We start from the raw sequence: 20,997 nt of genomic DNA, 5'->3' as shown, positions 1-20,997 counted from the left end.
CCCGGCACCCCGAGGCGGCCGGAGACCCGGCGGCCACGCGGCCGGCCGGTGGCGCGACGGCGGCCGACGGACCCGAGGGCGCCCCGGGCACCGGGCACGGCGAGACCGCGGAGGACGGCGGGCGGGCGCGGGGCCCGGAGGCCGAGCGCGCGGGCGGTGGCACGCCGGGGCCGGGCGGCGCGGGACCGGACTTGGACGAGGAGGCGGCGTGGGCCGCCATCGTGGCGGGCTTCGGGCAGGAGCCGCCGGATCCGCCGGGGGCCAGACCGTTTCGGTCGGTGGAGGAACTGGCCGGGCTGGAGAAGGACACGCCGGAAGCCGAGGACGAGGACGAGCCGAGGCGGAACGCGAGCGGAGGCGGCGGCAAGCCCGCGCTCGGCAGCTCCGTGGTGTTCGCCCCGGGTGTGGGCGGGCCGCGCGACTACTCACCGGCCGAGCCCAGGGACGAGGGGCCCGCGGGCGAGGGCGACGACGAGGGGCACTTCGTGCCGCCGGAGCCGCCGCCGCTGCCGGAGGCCGACACGACCACCAAGTTCGCGTGGCTGGCCGTCGTCGGCGGGCCCGTGCTGCTGCTGCTCGCGGTGCTGTTCGAGTGGGAGATGACCTGGTGGCTGACCACGCTGAGCGTGGGCGGCTTCCTGGGCGGGTTCGCGACGCTGGTGGCCCGGATGAAGCACGGGGACGACGACGAGTACGACGACCCGGGGCGCGGCGCGGTCGTCTGAGCCCCGGGCGGCCGGGGGTCTCAGGCGGCGGGGACGTGGAGGGCGGCCAGGACCGGCAGGTGGTCCGTGGCCGCCCTCAGGTCCGTGTCCGGCAGGCCGACCGGGACGCCGCAGCCCAGGACCCGTACACCCTTCGTGGCGTACACGGCGTCGATGCGCCGGTCCGGGGCGGACGCCGGCCAGGTGTGCTCGCCGCCCCAGGGCCGTACGGTCCGGCAGTCCTGAAGCTCTCCGGCCAGCCGCCGGAACGCAGGGCCACCGGGCCGCTCGTTGATGTCACCCGCCACGACCGCGTGCGGCACCTCCAGCGCGGCCAGGTGGTCGAGGAGCAGGCCCGCCTGGGCGTGCCGCTCGTCGGCGCGCAGGCTCAGATGACAGCTGACCAGTCCCAGCCGGGCGCCCCCGATCCGGACGACGGCGGAGGCCAGGCCCCGCCGGTGCAGTCCGGGCGTACGCGGCAGCAGCACGTCCTCCGTCCGTTCGACGGTCGCCCGCAGTGAGCACAGGAGCAGGGGCCCGGCCGCCGTGGCCCCGCCGGACAGCACCAGCAGCTCGCTCCTGGCGGCGAGCCTCGCCGCGTGCCGGCGCCAGCGGAAGAAGCGGGGTGCCTCCTGGACGCACACCACGTCGGGCGCGCAGGCCCGGATGATCCGGGCCACGGCGTCCTCGTCGTCCCGCAGGGAGCGGATGTTGTAGCTCAGGACGCGGATCACGGCGGAACCATCCGGCTCGGTGCGGGAGTCGGGCAGTGCGGGAAGCGGCGCCATGCCGCGCACCATACGGGAGCGCCCGCCGCATCCCCAGGGGGCGCGGCGGGCGCTGTCGTACGGGCCGGGGCGCGTGTCCGGAAGCGGTGTGCGCCCCGGGTGCTCAGCCCTGCCGGGCCAGGTCCGCCGCGCCGACCAGCCCGGCCTTGCCGCCGAGCTGCGCGGCCAGCACCTGGGCGTGCGGGCGGTAGCTTCCGCCCACCAGCCAGCGGCGGAACGACTTGCGGATCGGGTCCAGGACCAGCTCGCCCTCGTCGGAGACCCCGCCGCCGACGATGAACGCGGACGGATCGAACAGCGACGCCAGGTCGGCGAGGCCCGCGCCCGCCCAGCGGGCCAGCTCGCGGAACGAGTCGACGGCGACCGGGTCGCCCTGCCGGGCCGCGTCGCTGATGTGCTTGCCCTGGATGCCCTCGGGAGTGCCGTCGCCCAGGCCCAGCAGGATCTCGGCGTTCTCCGGCGTGGCGTTGGCGCGCTGCCTGGCGTAGCGGACGAGGGCGCGCCCGGAGGCGTACTGCTCCCAGCAGCCCTGGCTGCCGCAGCCGCACAGCAGGCCGTCGGGGACGACCCGGATGTGCCCGAACTCCGCGGCGACACCGAACCGGCCGCGGCGCAGCTTGTTGCCGATGATGATGCCGCCGCCCAGGCCGGTGCCGAGCGTGATGCAGATGACGTCGTCGTGGCCCTTGCCCGCGCCGAAGCGGTACTCGCCCCACGCGGCGGCGTTGGCGTCGTTCTCGACGACGACCGGGAGGCCGGTGCGCTGCTCGACCTTGTCCTTCAGCGGCTCGTGCCGCCAGTCGATGTTCGGTGCGAAGAGGACGGTGGCGCGCTTGTCGTCGACGTATCCGGCGGCGCCGATGCCGACGGCCTCGACGTCATGCCCCCTGCCCGCCTCGGAGACGGCCGCGCAGATGGCGTCGACGATGCCCTGGGGTGTCGACGGGGTGGGCACCCGGTGGATGTCGAGAATGGTGCCCTCTTCGTCGACCACGCCGGCCGCGATCTTCGTGCCGCCGATGTCGACGCCGATGGTGAGTCCCATGTGTCCCTCAGTTTTCGGTCGAGCCCCGCTGTGCCCAACCGTACCGGAGGGCGGGCATGGACCTGCTCAGTCGTCCAGGTCGATGCGCTCGCTGCCGGAGGGCCCTCCGCCGCCGTCCTCTCGCCCGTCCGTACGGGGGGACGGTCCGTCCGCCGGGGTGTCGCCCCGGGTCCAGCGGGTTTCGTGGCCCCGGACGGCGGAGCGGTACGCGGCGAGCAGCTCGCCTCCGGCCGCCGCGAGGTGATCGAAGACCTGCGGGTTGCGTTCGATGACCGGTTCCATGGCGGAGCGGGCCTGGTCGACGAACTGACGCACGGTGTCCTGGGCGTCCTTGCCGATCAGCGGCATGCCGAGCGCGGCGACCTTGTCGGTGACGGCGTCGACGAGCTTGCGCAGCTCCTCGGCGGCGGAGCCGGGCGGCGGCTCCTCCTGCCCCCGGCGCCGGGCTCGCTCGGCTGCCAGGTCCTCGGCACAGGCCCGCGCCCAGGCGTCCGCGTCGGGGCCGGACTCGGGTCGGTCGGTGGCGTCGCTCATGCCATCGACGGTACCCGAACGGCGGTGCGGTGTTCAGGGGGTACGGGGCCACAGCCCGGGGTCCGGGGTGAAGCGGACACTCAGGGTGCCGTCGCGCAGGGCGGCACCGGAGACGGTGCAGCGGCGGAGCGCGGACGGCAGCGGGGCGAGGTGGCGGAACGGGCCGACGGTGAGGACGAGTTCGTCGCCGCGGCGGACCAGGCCGAGGTCGCTCCTGGCGGCGCCGGGCAGCGGGATGTGCCAGACGAGGACGCCGTCCTCGGCACGGCGGTCCTCGACGGTCCAGTCCGGAACGCACGGCTTCTGCGGCGGGTGGCCGAGAGGGGCGAGGTCGTCGGCGGCGGTGCGCGGGTCGCGGCCGAGATGGGGCACCTCGTGCACGGGGAGTACGGGCTCGTACGCGTCGCGCAGTTCCTTCAGATGGGCCTGCTGCTCGGCGGCGAGCCCGGCCAGCCAGGTGTCGGGGGAGGTGGTGGGCAGCACGCGGTTGGCGACGACCGCGTCGATCGGGAGCCGGTGCAGGGCGAGCCCGGCACGGGCGGTGCGCAGGGCGTCGGCGGCGGCCGGGCCGGGTTCGACGACGAGCCGTACGCCGGTGGCGGGGGCGTCGATCAGGTCCTGTACGGCGGAGAGTTCGGCGTCCCAGCGGGCGGCGGTGCGGTACAGCCACTCGGCGGGCATGGGGACGCCCGCGAGCTGGGCCAGCATGGGGCGCAGGGCGCGGGCGGCCTGACGCTCCGCCGGGAGCAGGCGGCGCAGGTAGCGGCGCAGTTGGGCGGGCAGGGCGAGCAGGGCGATCGCGTCGCGGAGGGGAGGCAGGTCGACGACGGTCAGGTCGTGGCCGCCGTCGGCGGCGTCGCGGAGGGCCTTGAGGTAGGCGTGGTGGGCGCTGCCCGGGAGTTCGGTGACCTCCTCGCCGTCGAAGCGGGCGGCGCCGAGGAGTTCCAGGGCGGGGGCGGCGTGGTCCTGGAGCGCGAGGAGTTCGGCGCGGAAGTGCTCCGCGGGGCGTATGGCGCGGAGGGTGAGGCGGCCGCGCGCCTCATGGGGCGGGAGCCAGTCGACCGGGTCGCCGCTGATGAGGAGGACGTTCAGGCCCTGGTGGGCGGCGGTCAGGGCGGTGGCGGCGGCGTGGGTGGTGCGTCCGGCGCCGCCCGGGCCGGTGACGAGGAGCGTACGCATGCCCTGCACCGTACCGGCGCGCCCGCCCGCACCTCGCCGGGCGCTCCCCCTGCGGGCCCCACGGGTCGGCTCGCACGGGGCGCGGGCCGGGGGGGACGGTTTCCCCTGCCCCGGGCCGGAGGGACTGAGCCGCCCCTCCCTCCCGCGAGCACTGCGTCCGGGGGCCGCCCAGGCGGAACGAGCGCCCGCAGCTCAGGGGGCCTCTTCGTGGGTGTGCCCTCGCCCCCGGCGAAGTCGGGGACGCGGAGGACGCGGGGAGCCGCACGGCACCGGGCCGGCTGGGGGTGTCGCGCGGAGCTGAGCCCCCGGAGAGCCGCGGCCCGACCGCAGGCGGCCGGTGCCCCGCCCCGCGCGGGGAACGCCGCACACGGCGGGGCACCCGCCGCCGGAGGGGGCACCCCTCCGGCGGCGGTTACGCGGCCCGGGTGGACTCGACTCGCTTCTTGAGACCCGCCAGCGCCCGGTCGATGATGACCTTCTCCGCCTTGCGCTTGATCATGCCGAGCATCGGGATCTTGACGTCCACCGTCAGCTGGTACGTGACCTCCGTGCCGGTCCCCCCGCCCAGCGGTGCCAGGCGGTAGGAGCCGTCCAGTCCGCGGAGCATCTGGGACTTGACCAGGGTCCAGGAGACCTCCCGGTCGCCGGTCCAGGTGTACGCCAGGGTGTGGTCGTCGCGGATCGCCCCGGCGTCCAGGACCAGGCGGACCTGCTCGGCACGGCCGGTGTCGTCCTTCGACAGGACCTCGGCCTCCTTCACCTCGCCCGTCCACTCCGGGTAGCGCGCGAAGTCGGCGATCACGCCCATGACGTCGGCCGGCGCGGCCTCGATCGTGATGCTTGAGCTGGTGTGTTCCGCCATCGCTCTGGCTCCTCCAGGGGGCTCGGTACGTGGGGGAAGGCTACCGCGTACCCGCCCGCGCCCACCGCTGGCCCCGGGCCGCCGCCACCGCCGGTCCGGGAGGCGTCACCACTCCAGGGCCCAGGGCCTCCCCGAGGACGCGAAGTGGCCCACGTTCACACATTCCGTCGCGCCCACCCGCATGCGCCGCACCAGCGGCTGGTGGACGTGCCCGAAGAGCGCGTACCGGGGCCGGACCCGCCGGATCGCGTCCAGCAGGGCCGTGCTGCCGCGTTCGAACCGGCGGGCGACGGTGTCGTAGGTGAGCTCCGGGACGTCCGGCGGGATGTGCGAGCACAGGACGTCGACGTCCCCCAGCGCCTCCACCTTCGCCGCGTACTCCTCCTCGGGAATCTCGTACGGCGTCCGCATCGGGGACGGGAGCCCGCCGCCCACGAAGCCGAAGACGAGACCGCCCAGTTCGACGCGCTGACCGTCCAGGACGGTCGTCCCGGGTCCGGCGAACTCGGGCCACAAGGACGGTATGTCCACATTGCCGTATGTGGCGTAGGTGTGCGCGGGGAAGGCGGCGAAGAGCTCCGCGTACTGCTTGCGCACCGCGGACTCGATGGCCGTGTCCCTGTCGATGCCGCGCTCCGCGAGCCCGGCCCACAGGTCGCGGGCGAAGGCGCGGGCCTCGTCGAAGCGTCGTGCGCCGCGCAGCGCGACGATCCGGTCGGCGTTCGCCTCACCGAACAGTTCGGGGAAGATGCCGCGCGCATGATCCGCGTAGTCGAGGAAGAGGACGAGGTCCCCGAGGCAGAGCAGGGCGTCGGCGCCTTCCCCCGCCCTGGCCAGATCCCGGGCGTTCCCGTGTACGTCGCTGACCACATGAACTCGCATGAAGACCCACCCTAGAACTCGGCTCCCGACCCGGTCGGTACGGCCGGACCTGCGGTTACTTTCCCGTTGTGACGGGTGTGGACTACTGTGCGCGAAGTACGCCCACGACGTGTGACGCACGGAACATCTGGCCAGGACCCCCTATCGGGAACCGCGTACTGGTGGGTAACGTCCGGGCAGTCCAGTCGTGCTCACCCCACTGAGTGCGGCCTGCCATGGACCGCAGACCGGCGCAATCCACACAGAGCCGTGGCGTCGGCGCCCGATGAGGAGCAGCAGCCTTGCGCGAGTTCAGCCTTCCGGCCCTGTACGAGGTCCCGGCGGACGGCAATCTGACGGATCTCGTCCGCCGCAACGCAGCGCAGCACCCGGACGTGGCCGTCATGGCCCGTAAGGAGGGCGCGGGCGGCACCTGGACGGATGTCACCGCCGCCCGCTTCCTCCAGGAGGTGCGGGCCGCCGCGAAGGGACTCGTCGCCCAGGGCGTACGGCCCGGCGACCGGGTCGCGCTGCTCTCCCGCACACGCTACGAGTGGGTCCAGCTGGACTTCGCGATCTGGTGTGCCGGCGCGGTGACCGTGCCCGTGTACGAGACCAGCTCGCCGGAGCAGATCCAGTGGATCCTCAGCGACTCCGGCGCGGTCGCGGCGCTCGTGGAGAGCGACGGCCACGCGAAGGCGGTGGCGTCCGTACGGGACGGGCTGCCCGCGCTGAAGCACGTGTGGCAACTCGACGGAGACGGCCGGGGTGCGATCGCGGAGCTGACCGAGGCCGGGAGGGACGTCCCGGACGAGGCGGTCGACGAGGCGAGTGCGGCCGCGAAGGCCGACGACACCGCCACGATCGTCTACACCTCGGGCACCACGGGCCGCCCCAAGGGCTGTGTGCTCACCCACCGCAACTTCTTCGCGGAGTGCGGCAACGTCGTGGAGCGGCTGAAGCCGCTGTTCCAGACCGGCGACTCCTCTGTGCTGCTGTTCCTGCCGGCCGCGCACGTCTTCGGGCGGATGACGGAGATCGCGTCCGTGCTGGCTCCGATCCGGCTCGGCTGCGTCCCGGACATCAAGAACCTCACCGGCGACCTCGCGAGCTTCCGGCCGACGCTGATCCTGGGCGTCCCCCGGGTGTTCGAGAAGGTCTACAACTCGGCGCGGGCCAAGGCCCAGGCCGACGGCAAGGGCAAGATCTTCGACAGGGCGGCGCAGACCGCCATCGAGTACAGCCGAGCCAAGTCCCGCCCGGGCGGGCCCTCACTGGGACTGCGGCTGAAGCACAAGCTGTTCGACGTGCTGGTGTACAGCAAGCTCCGTGCGGTCCTCGGCGGCCGCTGCGAGTACGCGATCTCGGGCGGCGCGCCGCTGGGTGAGCGGCTCGGCCACTTCTACAGCGGCATCGGCTTCACCGTGCTGGAGGGGTACGGCCTGACGGAGTCCTGCTCCGCGACCGCGTTCAATCCGTGGGACCGGCAGAAGATCGGCACGGTCGGGCAGCCACTGCCGGGCTCCAGGGTGCGTATCGGGGACGACGGCGAGGTGCTGCTGCAGGGCGAGAACATCTTCACCGGCTACTGGAACAACGAGGCCGCGACGGCCGACGCGCTGGCCGACGGCTGGTTCCACACCGGCGACCTGGGCTCGCTGGACGAGGACGGTTATCTGTCCATCACCGGCCGGAAGAAGGAGATCCTGGTGACGGCGGGCGGCAAGAACGTCGCCCCGGCGGTGATGGAGGACCGGATCCGCGGGCACGCCCTGGTCGCCGAGTGCATGGTGGTGGGCGACGGGCGCCCGTTCGTGGCCGCGCTGGTCACCCTGGACGAGGAGTTCCTGGTCCGCTGGGCGGCCGAGCACGGCAAGCCGTCCGACGCCACGGCGGCGTCCCTGCGGGACGACCCGGAGCTGCTGGCGGAGGTGCAGAAGGCCATCGACGACGGGAACGCGGCGGTGTCGAAGGCGGAGTCGGTGCGGAGGTTCCGGGTCCTGTCGGCGCAGTTCACCGAGGAGGCGGGGCACATCACGCCCTCTCTGAAGCTGAAGCGGAACGTGGTGGCGAAGGACTTCGCGGACGAGATCGAGGCGCTGTACAGCGCGTGAGCGCGGTGTCCGGGGCCCGTAGGCGTGGCGCGGACCCCGGGCCGCCGTCGGCCGGGGTCCGGGCGACGGGCCTCCCGCTGCGGCGCTACAGCAGTTCCCGCAGCCGCCCCGCCAGCAGGTCCCACCGCCATCGCTCGTCCACCCACAGACGCCCCCGCTCCCCCATCCGCCGTCTCAGCTCCGGGTCCCGCAGCAGCGGGACGATCCGGTCCGCGGTCTCCTCGGGGGATCCGCCCCGGACCACCCATCCCGTCTCGCCCTCCAGGACCGTGTCCGGCGCCCCGCCCGAGTCTCCGGCGACGACGGGGAGGCCGGTCGCGGAAGCCTCCAGGTAGACGATGCCGAGCCCTTCGACGTCCAGACCGCCCCGCCGGGTCCGGCAGGGCATGGCGAACACATCGCCCGCCCCGTAGTGCGCGGGCAGCTCCTCCCATGGCACCGCACCGGTGAAACGTACGGAATCGGCCACTCCGAGCCGGTCCGCGAGCCGCCGCAGGTCCCTGGCATAGGGACCGCCGCCGACGATCAGCAGAACGGCGTCCGGCACCTCCCTGAGGATCCTCGGCATCGCGGCGATCAGCGTGTCCTGGCCCTTGCGCGGCACCAGACGTGAGACGCACACCACGACGGGCCGGTCGGCCAGCCCCAGCCGGGCGCGCACGTCGGCGCCGCCCGAGCCGGGGTGGAAGCTCTTCTCGTCGACGCCCGGCGGCAGCTGCACCATCCGCGCGGCGGCGGCCGGGCTGAGCACTGCGGCGATGCGGGAGCGGGTGTACTCCCCGAGGTACGTGATCGTGTCCGTGGCCTCCCCGATGCGGTGCAGGAGCTGTCGCGAGCCCGCGAGCTGGGCCCACCCGGCCTCGTGCCCGTGCGTCGTGGCGACGAGCCTGCGGGCCCCGGCCCGGCGCAGCGCGGGCGCCATCAGGCCGAGGGGCGCGGCGGCGCCGAACCAGACGGACCCGCAGCCGTGTTCCCGCAGCAGGGACACCGCGCGGGCGGTCACCCGGGGCGTCGGCAGCAGCATCGTCGTACGGTCGCGGACAACCGGGAACGGCTGCTCGGCGTCAAACGAGGCAGTGGCCTCGACACCGTCCCTGTCGCGCTTCCACGTGGACGCGTAGACGACGACACGGTCCGGGTCGAGCCGCAGCGCCATGTTGTGGAGGAACGCCTGGATCCCGCCCGGCCTGGGCGGGAAGTCGTTGGTTACGATCAGCGTCTTGTGCATCGTGGCCGAAACAGTACCGAACGACGGCCCCGCACACCGCTCAGCCACCCGAACCGAACCGGACGGACCGAGGTACCGATGACGTACGCGAGCGGACGACGGCTGCCCGCTGCCCCCGTGGCCGTGTGGCTCGCCTCCCGGGCTGTGCTGCTGCTCTACACCTTCAGAGTCGTCTTCGTCCCGGGTCCGGACGTCACCACCGACGTGTCGGTGATCTACCACAACTGGTATCTGGTGCTCCAGCAGGGCACCTTTCCGCTGGACGACGTGACCTGGCAGTACCCGCCGGCCGCCGCCGCCGCGATCCTCTCCCCCGCGCTGCTGCCGTTCCTGGAGTACGCACACGCCTTCTTCGTCCTCGCGCTGCTCTGCGACATCGCGGTGTTCGGGCTGCTCATGTACACGGGCGGGCGGCCCGGCAAGAGCTATGCGGGCGCCTGGGTGTGGATCGTCGGGCTGCCGCTGCTGGGCCCGACCTCGTACGCCCGCTACGACGTGATGGTGACCGCGATCGCCGTGGCGGCGCTGCTGGCCGGGGTGAGGCATCCACGGGTCATGGGCACGCTGGCCGGGGTGGGGGCGCTGCTCAAGGTGTGGCCGGTGCTGCTGCTGGTGGGCACCGGGCGGGGGCCGGTCACCCGCCGTTCGTGGACGGCGGCGGCCCTGTCGGGGGTGGCCGTGCTGCTGGGCTGTGTGGCGGCGGCGCCGGGCGCGCTGGCGTTCCTCGGGTTCCAGCGGGACCGGGGCACGGAGGTGGAGTCCCTGGGCGCGCTGGTCTTCCATGTGCTGCGCTTCTTCGGCTCCTGGGAGGGTGAGGTCCGGCTGAACTACGGGTCGGTGGAGTTCCTCGGGCCGTATGTCCCGCTGGTCAGCAGGGGCGCGCTGGCACTGACCGTGCTGGCGTTCGGCTGGCTGGTGCTCTGGCGGCTGCGTGCGCGGGAGTTCGGGAAGACGACGCTGTGCGACGCGGCGTTCGCGGCGGTGCTGCTGTTCACGACGACCAGCCGGGTGATCAGCCCGCAGTACATGCTGTGGCTGGTGGGACTGGCGTCGGTGTGCCTGGTGTGGCGGGCCAGCCGGATGCGCTCGGCGGCGGTGCTGGTGGTGGCGGCGACCGGGGTGACGCTGCTGGAGTTCCCGATCTGGTTCTCCCATGTGGTGCAGAGCGACGCGCTGGGCCTGACCCTGCTCCTCGCACGCAATGGCCTGCTGGTCGCGGCCTCGCTGCTGGCGTGCCGGGAGCTGTGGCGACAGACGGTGACCGAACCGGCCCTGCGGGAGGCCGCGTACCTCGGGAGCGGCGGCCCCGGGGAGGGTCAGCGTGCCGGGTCGGCGCTGCTCAGGTCCTGACGCAGCCGGTCCTGCCACAGGCGTGTGAAGGCGTCCGGCGTGGTGGAGAGGACCGTACGCATCGCCTCCTCCATCGCGCCGCCCCGGTCCTCGTGAGCACCGACCGCCTGGTAGAAGGCCGTCAGCTTCGCCTCGCCCCACCGGTCCGCGATGAGCGCGCAGGCCAGCCAGCCGCCCTCGTAGGCGCGGGCCACGGCCGCCGTGTCGTCGCCGCCGGAGGTGAAGTCGGCGTCGCCCGGCAGCGCGTCGGGCACCTTCCCGGCCCGTACGGCACGCCGCAGCTCGGGTGCGGCCTCGACCGGGGAGGGGCCGCGCGAAGCACGTCGGTCAGGGGCGGCGGTCGGGTGACGGGCGGGCCCCGGAGCGCCGGAGTCCCGGTGGGCGACCCAGTCCGCGAATCCCTCGGACAGCCACAGCGGGGTGGCGGCGGAGGTGTGGGCGCGGGTGGCGACATGGGCGGTCTCGTGGGTGAGGACGAAGCGCCGCCCGTAGTCACCGAGCGTCTCGTACGCCTCGGGGTTGACGATCACCCGGTCCCCGCCGCCGACGGCCCGCCCGGTGCGGTGGCCCCCGGTACGGCCCGTCGTCACCGCGGCGATGCCCCGGTACCCGGCCGCCGGTTCCCCCAGCAGCTCGCCCATCGCGTCGACCGACGGCGGCATCAGGACGACGACGCCCTGCGCCCACGGCTCGGTCCAGGCCTCAGCCACGGCGGGGACGGCACGGTCCGCGACGGCGGCCAGCTCCCGGAGCCGGTCCTTGCGGTGGCCCACCCCGAGCACCAGGCTGCGTGCCCCGCGCACCACGTCGACCCGTCCCTGCTCCCAGAGCTGCGCCGCCGCGCCCTCGGCCCGCCGGTCGTCGTGGACCCGCCACGGGCTGCCCTCCCGCTCCCGCCACAGCTTCAGCGCGCGCTCCCCGCTGACGGGGCCGGCGGCGCCGTGGCCCTCCAGCGTGTAGCTCAGCTCGGCCCGCACCTCCGCGGTGCGCGGACCCTCCTGGCGCACCTGGAGAATCCGGTACGTCCAGGAGGCGAGCGGGACGTCCGCGAGGTGGGACAGCTCCTGGGCCGCGGGGTCGTCGGGCGCGACCTCGCGGGCGAGCACCGACTCGGCGCGTGCGTCGAGCGCGCCCTGGATCCCCCGGGCGTCCCCGTTCCGCCCGGCCGCGCCGCCCGGATCGCCGGGCGTCGTACAACCGTTCAGGCCGAGGGCCAGACCGACGAGGACGAGAAGCGCCACGCATCCCCGGCGCACCACGCCACCACCCCTTCCCGGCCGGACTCGCCCCCGATCGTACGGTCCCGCCACCCACGCCGTGGCCGCTCCGGCGGATCTTCCCCCGTACCGACGTCTCCCGGACCGGGGGTGCGGGACCTCGGCCCGCCCGGCGCCCGCCGGCGGGCTCCGTCAGCCGCGCCGGGCAGGGGCCCGGGCGCGCCCGCACTTCCGGGAGGAGGCGGTGCGGGGAACGTTTCACCGCCTACACCCGCGTCACCGCCGAGACCGGCATCATCCCCACCGGGTCGTACCGCACCGGCGCCCCCGGGTAGGGGGCGTGGACGACCTGGCCGTTGCCCATGTACATCGCGACATGGCTCGCGTCGGAGCGGTAGGTGACGAGGTCCCCGGGGCGGGCCTCGGACAGCGGCACATGGCGGCCCGCGTTCCGCTGGGCCTGGGAGGTGCGGGGCAGCCCCACGCCCGCCTGCGCGTAGGACCACTGCATCAGGCCGGAGCAGTCGAAGCCGTTGGGGCCGTTCGCGCCCCACACATAGGGCTTGCCGACCGCGGAGCGGGCCGCCTGGACGGCCATGGCGGCCCGCGAGGAGGCGGCGGCTCCGGACACGGCGGGCACGGGCCCCTGTTCACGGGCGCCGGAACGCGAGGCACGGTCGACGGCCGCGCGTTCCTCCCGCGTGAGCGAGTTGAGCAGCGCCCGGGCCTCGGCCAGCTTCTTCTCGACCGTGCGCTTGTGCCGCGCGACGGTCGCCCGGCTCCGCTCCAGCTCCCCGAGCGCCCGCGTGGCCTCGGCCCGTTCCTGGTCCAGCCGCTGCTGGGCCCGGCGCAGTTCGACGAGCGCGCCGGACTGCCGCTCACTGATCCGGTCGAGCGTGGCGGCCCGGTCGAGGAACGTGTCGGGGTCCTTGGACAGCAGCAGGGCGAGCGTCGGATCGATGCCGCCGGAGCGGTACTGGGCGCCGGCGACCGAGCCGAGCGCGCCGCGCATGTGGTTGATGCGTTCCTGGCCGCGGGCGACGCTGTCCTGGGCCCTGGCCACCTGGCCGCGCAGCTCCGCGGTGCGCTCGCCGGCCTTGTTGTAGCTCTCCGTGGCCTGTTCCGCCTCGGTGTAGAGCCGGTCGACGCGGGCCCGGGTCGCCTCGGCGGTCGGGGTGCCGGCCGGCTCGGCGTGCACCGGGGCCGCGAGCGCGGCGGCGGCGGTGGCCGCGGCGGCCGACAGGACGGTGGCCTTGGCGGCCTTGGCGCTCTGGGCGGGGCCCGGGGGTGAGGTACGGCGATGGGATGCCACGAACCGCGCTCCCTTCAGCGGTACGCAGGCGGGTGCCTGTGGCGGGCTGTTGCGCGGCAGACAGTAGCCGGGCGGTGACGGCCCGGCCAAAGACCTCAGGAGGCGCACAAAGTGACGCCCCGCCGGGAAACACAGGTCACCGGCGGGGCGGGGCGTCAGTTCGGGGGCGGTTATTTCCCCCGATCGGGCGCGCATGGCGGGCGGTTAGCGCGTCTGGAGCACCACCCGCGCATATCAACGCATCAGATGCGCACGCCGAACTGGAACGTACCGAGGTAGTTCATCGACTCGTAGCGGACATACGCGCCCGGCTTCGGGGCGTGCAGCACGGTGTTGTTGCCCGCGTAGAGGCCCACGTGCGCGAGGTTGTTGAAGAAGACCAGGTCGCCGGGCTTGAGCTGGCTGCGGCCGATCTTCACCCCGTCGTTCTGCTGGGTGTAGGTGGTGCGCGTGAGGCTGACACCGGCCTGGCGGTAGGCCCACTGGGTGAGTCCGGAGCAGTCGTAGGAGTTGGGGCCCTCGGCACCGGAGACGTACGGCTTGCCGACCTGCGTGGCCGCGGCGCTGAGCGCGGCGGCGCCGCGGTTGGAGGCGGGAGCCTCGTCGCCGAGGTCGGGGCGGGACTCGCTGGTGGCGCGGCTGGCGCGCTCCTGGGCCTCGCGGGCCTTGCGCTGCTCCTCCTCCTGCATCTTCCGCCGCTCCTCGGCGGTGAGCGTGTTGAGGAGCTTCTGGGCCTCCGCGAGCTTGCCCTGGTACTTCTCCTTCTTGTCCCCGAGGGTCTTGCGGACGTCCTCGAGGTCGGCCAGCTTCGCGGTGGCCTCGGCACGCTGCTGGGCGAGGGTGCGCTGCTTCTCCTGGATGGACTCCAGCGTCTCGGCCTGCTTGGCCGTCAACTGGTCGACGGCCGAGGCCCGGTCGAGGTAGTCGTCGGGGTTGGAGGAGAGCAGGAGCTGGAGGGCCGGGTCGATGCCGCCGCCCCGGTACTGCGCGGCGGCGACGGAACCGATGCCGTCGCGGAGGGTGTTGACCTCCTCCTGGCCGCGGGCGACCTTGTCCTGGAGGGCGCTGATCTCCCCCTGGAGCTTCTCTCGGCGCTCTTCGGCCTGGTTGTACTGCTCGGTGGCCACCTCGGCCTCGTGGTGGAGCTTGTCGACCTTGGCCTTGACCTCTTCCTTGGTCGGCTGGGGCGCGGCCGACGCGGACTGGGAGGTGAGGGCCACGGCGGCGGCCGCGGTCGCGGTGAGCACGGTCACGCGGGCGCGGCTCGGCTGCTTGGGTCGACGGTGGGACGCCACGGAGGCGAGCTCCTTCTTCCTAGCGCCGCCTGCCGGGCTGAGGTCGTGCCCCGGCTCCGCGCAACGCGTCCGGATCCCCCACGAAACTGTCCGAACTGCACGGATTAGGCGGTTCCTTCACTGACACTCCGGATGAGTGATCAACCGTGTGAAGGTTCGAGGCCAGACCCTAGTGACCGAGTTGTGATCAGTTCAAATCCTCATACGAAAATTCTCGCCGCCGAGTATCATTCTTTACTCGCGCCCCACCCTGTGTCACGTGGAGTTGACGCACCGTTCCTGAACCCGAGTCCCGAAAGGGGCATCCGGCACAGGAGTTACGAGAGGCGCGAAAGCCGCTTCAGCAACATCACGGACGCGACCGGCCGGGCACCGGACCTGGCGACGCCGTCCGCGACCTCCTTGTCGCTGGAGACCACGACCACGGGACGTCCCGGCGGCTCGGCCCGCACCAGTTGGCGGATGAGCTCGTCGGCGGTGACGCCCGGCTTGGAGAACAGCACCCGCACCCCGCGCGGCGGGGCCAGCAGCACCGGGGCGGCCAGCTCGGCACCGTCGAACACACAGGTCACCTCGGCACCGCTGCGGGCGGCCAGCGCGGAGAGCCCGCCCAGCAGCCGCAGCCGCTGCTTCTCCAGCGGCATCGTCGGGTAGCCGGTCTTGGTGACGTTGTAGCCGTCGACCACCAGATGCGCCTGCGGCAGCTCCAGCAGCTGGTCGAGGAGGGCCGGGTCGGTCTCGGAGAGGGCGCGGGCCGCGATGTCCTTGGGTGACATCCGGCCGGGCTCGACCGCGTCGACGGTGTCCGCGGGCCGCACGGACACGGGCGGCAACGCCAGTTCGCGGCGCAGCCCCTGGGCGCCCTCCAGGACCGTGTCCAGCAGCAGACGGAGCCGCACGTCCTCGACGGACCGGCCCTCGCGGGCGGCGCGACGGCTGGCCTCCAGGGCCGCTTCCGCCTCCCCCAGCCGGGCCTTGAGACGGCGGGTCTCGCTCTCGGCCGCCGACACCCGGGCCGCCGCGTCCGTCTTGACGGCGTCGATGTCCGCCCGGGCACGGCGCAGCGCGGCCTCGCCGCGCTTGACGTCGCTCTGGGCGCTGCGGAGCTTGCGGTGAAGCGATTCGGCTTCCTTGCGGGCCGCCTCCAGTTCGGTGCGCAGCCGCTCGGTCTCGCTCCTGGTCTGTGCGCGGGCCTCGGCCAGCTCCTCCCGCAATCGGGCCAGTTCGCGCCGGCCGGCCTCGTCGGCCCGCTCGGCGTCCGCCCGCTGGACCTCCTCCCCGGCGGCGGCGACCAGCTTGACCCAGCCTCCCGGGCGCAGCACGTAGGCCGCCGCGGCCACGTCGACGGGGTCCGCGGCGGCGGGCGGGTTGCCGGATTCGACGGCGTCGGCGAGTTCGGGCTGGGAGGCCCGCAACCGGTCCGCGATCCGCTGCCGGAAGACCGGGTCGCTCTCCAGAGCCGCCGCCATCGCGTTCCCGGCGAACCGGGAGCGGCGGCTCGGCGTGAACCGTGCGTACTGGCGCAGCTGCGCGGGCAGCTCGGTGACGGTCAGGCCGCCGAAGGCGTCCGAGACCAGCGCGACGACCCGGCGCCGCACCTGCTCGGGCAGCGGGCGGTCGAGCGCCTCGGCGGCGTCGTCGGCCGCACCGGCCGACTCGGCGCCGCTCTCCGGCTCCGCCACGATCCGTCACCCCACTACCCATCAGCTACCCGGCCTGCCGGGGTCACCGGCACCTACCAGCCGTACCAGGCCTACTACCCGTGCGCACGCACGCGGGTCTCGATCAGGTCTCGATCAGGAACCGGCACCTTCCGCCGGGGCGCCCGGCCGGTCCACCAGTTCGATCTGGTCCACCGCGTTGCACCAGCGGCAGCGGACCGACTCGATGGTCTCAGAGACCACCTCGCGCTCCTCGACCGCGGGCTCCCCTGCCAGGTCCAGATGGACGTACTCCACGACCTTCGAGGAGCGGGTCACGTCGAAGCGGGTCAGATTGCCGCAGAGGGTGCAGCGCCAGCGGGTCGTCGCTGTCGGCTGGGGAACCGTCGTCATGGGTGCCGTCGTCCTTCTCGTGCGCGGCCCGGGCGGGCCGGTCCGAATACGTGCCGGTACGGGTCCGCGGTGCGCCGTCGAACTGCGGAGGCGCCCCGGACCGGCCATCGCCGCCCCCGGGACACCTGTAACCCTACGGCCTCCGCCGACAGCGCGGCCCGGGGCTCCGACCCCTGGTCCGGGAGCCGGACACGGCGGGGCGGGGTGTTCGGTTTGGTCCGTTTACGTCATGATCTGGGCATGATCGACTGGCGGGGATCCCTCCGGGTGGCGGCCACCGGCCCCTCGGTGACCTACGGCCTCATCGGCGTCTGCGCACTCCTCTTCGTTCTCGGCCCGGCCTCCGGACTGCGCACCGGCTACGGCACGGGCGAGAGCCTGCTCGCCGCGCAGGGCGCCTACTTCGAACGCTGGGGGGTGATCCCCTCGGAGCTGCTGAGCGGGGCGCCCGGCACGCTGCTCACCCCGTTCAGCGCGCTGTTCGTGCACGGCAACTGGCTGCACCTGCTGGGGAACATGCTGTTCCTGTTCGTGTTCGGCGCGATGGCCGAGGAGCGGATGGGCCACCTGCGCTTCGGCCTCTTCTACACGGGCTGCGGCTGCCTCGCGCTGTGCGGGTACGCGCTGGCGCACGCGGGCAGCGACCAGTCCCTGGTCGGCGCGTCCGGCGCGATCTCCGCCGTGCTCGGCGCCTTTCTCTACCTCTTCCCGAGGGCCCGGGTGACCAGCCTCTTCCCGTTCCTCTTCTTCCTGCCCCTGCGCTTCCCCGCCTGGATCGTGCTGGTCTTCTGGTTCGCGCTCCAGTGGCTCGCGGCCCGCGGTGCCGGAAGCGGGCCGGGCGTGGCCTACCTGGCCCACCTGATCGGGTTCGGCCTGGGCTTCCTCTACGCGTGGGCGCGCTACCGGGGCATTAGAGTGAAGGCCCCAGCAGCGGCCACCGAGGGAGAAGGACAGCCGTGATCACCGCGATCGTGCTCATCAAGACCAGCGTGGACCGCATCCCGGAGATCGCGGAGGAGATCGCCGCGCTCGACAGCGTCAGCGAGGTCTTCTCCGTCACCGGTACGTACGACCTCATCGCCATGGTGCGGGTGGCCCGCCACGACGACCTCGCGGAGGTCATCCCGGGCCGGATCAGCAGGATCCCGGGCGTGGAGGGCACCGACACGCACGTGGCCTTCCGCACCTACTCGCAGCATGACCTGGAAGCCGCCTTCGCCATCGGCCTCGACGCCTGACGGTTCACCCGTACGAGGGAACACGGTTCGGCCACGGCCGTTCATCCGGCCACACCCGCTCCCTCATCCCCGGTCGGGCACGCAGCGCCCGTCCTCCGTGCGGTACGTCCAGTGCGCCCCGTCCCGTACGAGTTCCTTCACCGCCCGTACGAAACGGTCGATGTGCTCGTCCGGGGTGCCCGCGCCGAAGCTGACCCGGACGGCGTTCAGCGACCTCTCCCCCGGTCGCGCGGCGGCCGGCGCGCCGCACTCGCCGGGTGTCCGAGGGGCCTCCCCGAGCAGTGTCCGGACCAGCGGATGCGCGCAGAACAGACCGTCGCGGACCCCGATGCCGTACTCGGCGGAGAGCGCGGCGGCGAAGTGCGAACTGTTCCAGCCGTCGACGACGAACGACAGCACCCCGACACGCGGTGCGCCGTCCCCGAACAGCGAGAGCACCCGCACCTCCGGCACCTCCGCCAGCCCCTCGCGCAGCCGGTCGACCAGCTCCTCCTCCCGCGCCACCAGCGCGTCGAACCCCGCCTCCGTCAGCGCCCTGCAGGCGGACGCGAGGGCGTAGGCGCCGATGACGTTCGGGGACCCGGCCTCGTGGCGGGCAGCGGTGTCGTGCCAGACCACGTCCACCCCGCCGTCCCGGCGCCGTGAGACGCTCCGGGAGGCCCCGCCGCCCGCCAGGTACGGCTCCGCCACCCGCAGCCAGTCGGCCCGCCCTGCCAGCACCCCGGCACCGAACGGCGCGTACAGCTTGTGCCCCGACAGAGCCACCCAGTCCACGTCCAGCTCCGCCACGTCCACCGGGTGGTGCGGGGCCAGCTGGGCGGCGTCCAGCACGATCCGCGCGCCGTGCGCGTGCGCGGCGGACGCCAGCTCCCGTACGGGCCACAGCTCGCCGGTGACGTTCGACGCGCCCGTCACACACACGAGGGCGGGCCCGTGGGGTTCCCGGTCGGCCAGTGCCCGTTCCAGCGTGCCGACCGCCTCGGCGGGCGTACGGGGAGCGTCGAGGCAGGTGACCCGGGAGTCCCCCCAGGGCAGCAGCGAGGCATGGTGCTCGGTCTCGAACACGAACACCCGGCAGTCCCGGGGAAGGGCGCGGGCCAGCAGGTTGAGCGAGTCGGTCGTCGACCGGGTGAACACGACCTGGTCGCCGGGACGGCAGCCCAGGAACTCCCCCACGGTGCGGCGGCTGTTCTCGAACAGCTCGGTCGACAGCTGGGACAGGTATCCGGCGCCTCGGTGCACGCTTCCGTAGTACGGCGCGTAGGCGGCGACGTCGTCCCACACACGCTGGAGCGCGGGTGCGCTGGCAGCGTGGTCGAGTGCGGCGTAGGCGACTTCGCCGCCGGTCACGAGCGGGACGGTGACGTTCTGCCCCAGAACGGGCAGAGGGGTGCGGACGGTCGGGTCGGTGGCAAGGCCGGTGGCACACATGACGAACGAACTCCCGTACAGGGCAGGCGAAATGGGGGCGCGAAGGTGGGCCTAGACCGGTTGTCGCTCTCCCGCCGCCCCCTTCTCGCAGCCGGGGGTGCTGTCCTCGAAGCCCCGCTCCTCGGACACCCGGAGGGGCTGACGACCGCCCGGCCCGCACGGAACCGGTTCGCGGGGCGGACCCCCGCTGCTCCAGCGAGTGAGGTGCCGGAGGCCGAGCCCGCCCGGCATCCGAGGACGAGCGCTGTTCCAGCGCGACGGGGGGGGGAGGGGCGGAGCCCTCCCGATACGGGAAGGGCGGGGTGGGGGAAAGCGACGGGCCTAGGCCCTAGCGCATTCGCTTGCTCACGAGACGGCTCCCTCGGGACCAGGACCCCAGGGGCGACAGGGGTCCGCGCTTGCCACAGACCTCGCTGCCTGCGGCCTGGTCTTCACCCGGGGCACCCCGCCACGGACGGAGGGTTGCCGGACAGCGGGCCGGGGCCGGAATCGCTGTCACTCATGACCTTGGTTCAGCATCCTGCCATACGCGCCTGACGGCGCAAGTCGCCGGTCCGCATGCCGGAACGCCTCTGGAGGCTCCGGCCCCCGGGAAGCGGGTTCCCGCATACCGGAGCGCCCCCGCACCGCCTATCGGTGGCTGGCCTCGACCCACCGCGCCAGCGCGTCCCTCGCCGCGCCCGAGTCGATCGACTCGGCCGCCCGGGCCATCCCGGCCCTGATCTGCTCCGCCAGCGGCGCGTCCGTCGGGCTCAGCGCCACGAGCGCCGCCGCCGAGTTGAGCAGGACCGCGTCCCGTACCGGACCGGTCTCCCCGGCCAGCAGCCGACGGGCGACATCCGCGTTGTACGAGGCGTCGGCGCCACGGAGGGCCTCCACGGGCACCAGGTCGAGGCCGACGTCCCTCGGGTCGAAGGTCTCCTCGCGCACCGCGCCGTCCCGGACCACCCACACCCGTGAGGTGGCCGTGGTGGTCAGCTCGTCGAGCCCGTCGTCGCCGCGGAACACCAGCGCCGACGCACCGCGCCCGGCCAGGACACCCGCCATGATCGGGGCCATCCGGGCGTCCGCCACGCCCGTCGCCTGGGCGGAGACCCTCGCCGGGTTGGTCAGCGGGCCCAGGAAGTTGAACGTGGTGCGGATGCCCAGCTCCTTGCGGGCCGCGGCCACGTGCCGGAGCGCCGGGTGGAACTTCACGGCGAAGCAGAACGTGACGCCCGCCTCCTCCGCCACCTCCGCCACCCGGTCCGGCGTCAGCTCCAGGTTGACACCCAGCTTCTCCAGGACGTCGGAGGCACCGGACGCCGAGGACGCGGCCCGGTTGCCGTGCTTGACGACCTTCGCCCCGGTGCCTGCCACCACGATCGCGGACATCGTCGAGATGTTCACGGTCTTGGCGCCGTCGCCGCCCGTGCCGACGATGTCGACGGACGGGCCCGGCACGTCGATGGTGCGGGCGTGCGCATACATGGTGCGGACCAGGCCGGTGATCTCCTGGACGGTCTCGCCCTTGGCCCGCAGCGCCACCGCGAAGCCCGCGATCTGGGCGTTGGTGGCCTCACCGCTGAGGATGCGCTCCATCGCCCAGGCGGTCGCGTCCGCGTCCAGGTCCTGACCGGTCAGCAGTGCGTCCAGGACGGCCGGCCAGGAGCGGCCCGCCGTGGTCGGTCCTCCAGCGGGGGGCACAGCGCTCATGGGTCGCTCCTGGGTCGTAGGACTCCGGAGTTCTCCGAACTCCGGACACGGCACCAGCCTATCCACCCCCGAGGACGGCAAAGAGCCCCG

General features: G+C 73.6%; 19 protein-coding genes and 1 riboswitch. Of the genes, 5 read left to right on the top strand and 14 right to left on the bottom strand.

Annotated features, from left to right (window positions below):
* Nucleotides 1-191 precede the first annotated feature (191 nt).
* A complete protein-coding gene (locus I3F58_RS19415) occupies nucleotides 192-725 on the top strand; it encodes a hypothetical protein (protein WP_240109909.1) in 534 nt (177 codons plus the stop codon).
* A gap of 20 nt (nucleotides 726-745) precedes the next feature.
* Here I3F58_RS19415 and I3F58_RS19410 read toward each other — a convergent pair whose 3' ends face one another.
* From I3F58_RS19410 to I3F58_RS19385, 6 genes are all read right to left on the bottom strand, one after another.
* On the bottom strand, nucleotides 746-1,492 hold the full coding sequence (locus I3F58_RS19410; RefSeq protein ID WP_240109905.1) for an endonuclease/exonuclease/phosphatase family protein: 747 nt from the start codon (nucleotides 1,490-1,492) through the stop codon (nucleotides 746-748).
* Nucleotides 1,493-1,595: 103 nt separating this feature from the next.
* Complete coding sequence (locus I3F58_RS19405; RefSeq protein WP_240109904.1) at nucleotides 1,596-2,537, bottom strand: ROK family glucokinase; 942 nt, start codon at nucleotides 2,535-2,537, stop codon at nucleotides 1,596-1,598.
* A gap of 66 nt (nucleotides 2,538-2,603) precedes the next feature.
* Complete coding sequence (locus I3F58_RS19400; RefSeq protein ID WP_240109903.1) at nucleotides 2,604-3,071, bottom strand: DUF5304 domain-containing protein; 468 nt, start codon at nucleotides 3,069-3,071, stop codon at nucleotides 2,604-2,606.
* Between the two features lie 33 nt (nucleotides 3,072-3,104).
* Nucleotides 3,105-4,250 carry an ArsA family ATPase gene (locus tag I3F58_RS19395; protein ID WP_240109902.1) on the bottom strand — a complete coding sequence of 382 codons (1,146 nt, stop codon included), beginning with the start codon at nucleotides 4,248-4,250 and terminating at the stop codon, nucleotides 3,105-3,107.
* Nucleotides 4,251-4,662: 412 nt separating this feature from the next.
* On the bottom strand, nucleotides 4,663-5,112 hold the full coding sequence (locus tag I3F58_RS19390) for an SRPBCC family protein (RefSeq protein ID WP_240109901.1): 450 nt from the start codon (nucleotides 5,110-5,112) through the stop codon (nucleotides 4,663-4,665).
* Between the two features lie 105 nt (nucleotides 5,113-5,217).
* Nucleotides 5,218-5,994: a metallophosphoesterase gene (locus I3F58_RS19385; RefSeq protein ID WP_240109900.1), complete on the bottom strand. Its 777-nt coding sequence runs from the start codon at nucleotides 5,992-5,994 to the stop codon at nucleotides 5,218-5,220.
* Between the two features lie 281 nt (nucleotides 5,995-6,275).
* Between I3F58_RS19385 and I3F58_RS19380 the strand changes: the two genes are divergently transcribed.
* Nucleotides 6,276-8,087, top strand: coding sequence for a long-chain fatty acid--CoA ligase (locus I3F58_RS19380; RefSeq protein WP_240109899.1), 1,812 nt, complete (start codon nucleotides 6,276-6,278; stop codon nucleotides 8,085-8,087).
* Nucleotides 8,088-8,172: 85 nt separating this feature from the next.
* On the opposite strand, the gene I3F58_RS19375 is transcribed toward I3F58_RS19380, so the two are convergent.
* The gene (locus tag I3F58_RS19375) at nucleotides 8,173-9,315 is read right to left on the bottom strand and encodes a glycosyltransferase family 4 protein (RefSeq protein WP_240109898.1); all 1,143 of its coding nucleotides are present in this window, start codon (nucleotides 9,313-9,315) and stop codon (nucleotides 8,173-8,175) included.
* A 78-nt stretch (nucleotides 9,316-9,393) separates the two neighbouring features.
* On the opposite strand from I3F58_RS19375, the gene I3F58_RS19370 reads away from it, so the two are divergent.
* Entirely contained in the window at nucleotides 9,394-10,665 is a 1,272-nt protein-coding gene (locus I3F58_RS19370; protein WP_240109897.1) for a glycosyltransferase 87 family protein, read from the top strand.
* Here I3F58_RS19370 and I3F58_RS19365 read toward each other — a convergent pair.
* From I3F58_RS19365 to I3F58_RS19345, 5 genes are all read right to left on the bottom strand, one after another.
* Entirely contained in the window at nucleotides 10,632-11,906 is a 1,275-nt protein-coding gene (locus I3F58_RS19365; protein WP_240109896.1) for a hypothetical protein, read from the bottom strand. The two genes, I3F58_RS19370 and I3F58_RS19365, sit on opposite strands and share 34 nt — an antisense overlap.
* Before the next feature lie 241 nt (nucleotides 11,907-12,147).
* A complete protein-coding gene (locus tag I3F58_RS19360; protein WP_240109895.1) occupies nucleotides 12,148-13,194 on the bottom strand; it encodes a C40 family peptidase in 1,047 nt (348 codons plus the stop codon).
* Between the two features lie 242 nt (nucleotides 13,195-13,436).
* Nucleotides 13,437-14,489 (bottom strand): C40 family peptidase, encoded by a 1,053-nt coding sequence (locus I3F58_RS19355; protein WP_240109894.1) that lies wholly within the window; start codon nucleotides 14,487-14,489, stop codon nucleotides 13,437-13,439.
* Nucleotides 14,490-14,806: 317 nt separating this feature from the next.
* Nucleotides 14,807-16,171, bottom strand: coding sequence for an NYN domain-containing protein (locus I3F58_RS19350; RefSeq protein WP_240109893.1), 1,365 nt, complete (start codon nucleotides 16,169-16,171; stop codon nucleotides 14,807-14,809).
* 114 nt (nucleotides 16,172-16,285) lie between these two features.
* Nucleotides 16,286-16,543: a hypothetical protein gene (locus I3F58_RS19345; RefSeq protein WP_240109892.1), complete on the bottom strand. Its 258-nt coding sequence runs from the start codon at nucleotides 16,541-16,543 to the stop codon at nucleotides 16,286-16,288.
* A 240-nt stretch (nucleotides 16,544-16,783) separates the two neighbouring features.
* Between I3F58_RS19345 and I3F58_RS19340 the strand changes: the two genes are divergently transcribed.
* Entirely contained in the window at nucleotides 16,784-17,503 is a 720-nt protein-coding gene (locus I3F58_RS19340) for a rhomboid family intramembrane serine protease (protein ID WP_240109891.1), read from the top strand.
* Nucleotides 17,500-17,781 (top strand): Lrp/AsnC family transcriptional regulator, encoded by a 282-nt coding sequence (locus tag I3F58_RS19335; protein ID WP_240109890.1) that lies wholly within the window; start codon nucleotides 17,500-17,502, stop codon nucleotides 17,779-17,781. The genes I3F58_RS19340 and I3F58_RS19335 overlap by 4 nt, the downstream gene beginning before the upstream one ends.
* A 63-nt stretch (nucleotides 17,782-17,844) precedes the next feature.
* Here I3F58_RS19335 and I3F58_RS19330 read toward each other — a convergent pair whose 3' ends face one another.
* Nucleotides 17,845-19,212 (bottom strand): aminotransferase class V-fold PLP-dependent enzyme, encoded by a 1,368-nt coding sequence (locus tag I3F58_RS19330; protein ID WP_240109889.1) that lies wholly within the window; start codon nucleotides 19,210-19,212, stop codon nucleotides 17,845-17,847.
* Nucleotides 19,213-19,601: 389 nt separating this feature from the next.
* Nucleotides 19,602-19,719: riboswitch (SAM riboswitch) on the bottom strand.
* 123 nt (nucleotides 19,720-19,842) lie between these two features.
* Nucleotides 19,843-20,907 carry an anthranilate phosphoribosyltransferase gene (gene trpD / locus I3F58_RS19325; protein ID WP_240109888.1) on the bottom strand — a complete coding sequence of 355 codons (1,065 nt, stop codon included), beginning with the start codon at nucleotides 20,905-20,907 and terminating at the stop codon, nucleotides 19,843-19,845.
* Between the last annotated feature and the right edge of the window lie 90 nt (nucleotides 20,908-20,997).

This window comes from Streptomyces sp. MUM 203J, from assembly GCF_022414595.1.
GTDB lineage: Bacteria > Actinomycetota > Actinomycetes > Streptomycetales > Streptomycetaceae > Streptomyces.
This window is presented reverse-complemented; position numbering and strand designations above follow the sequence as displayed.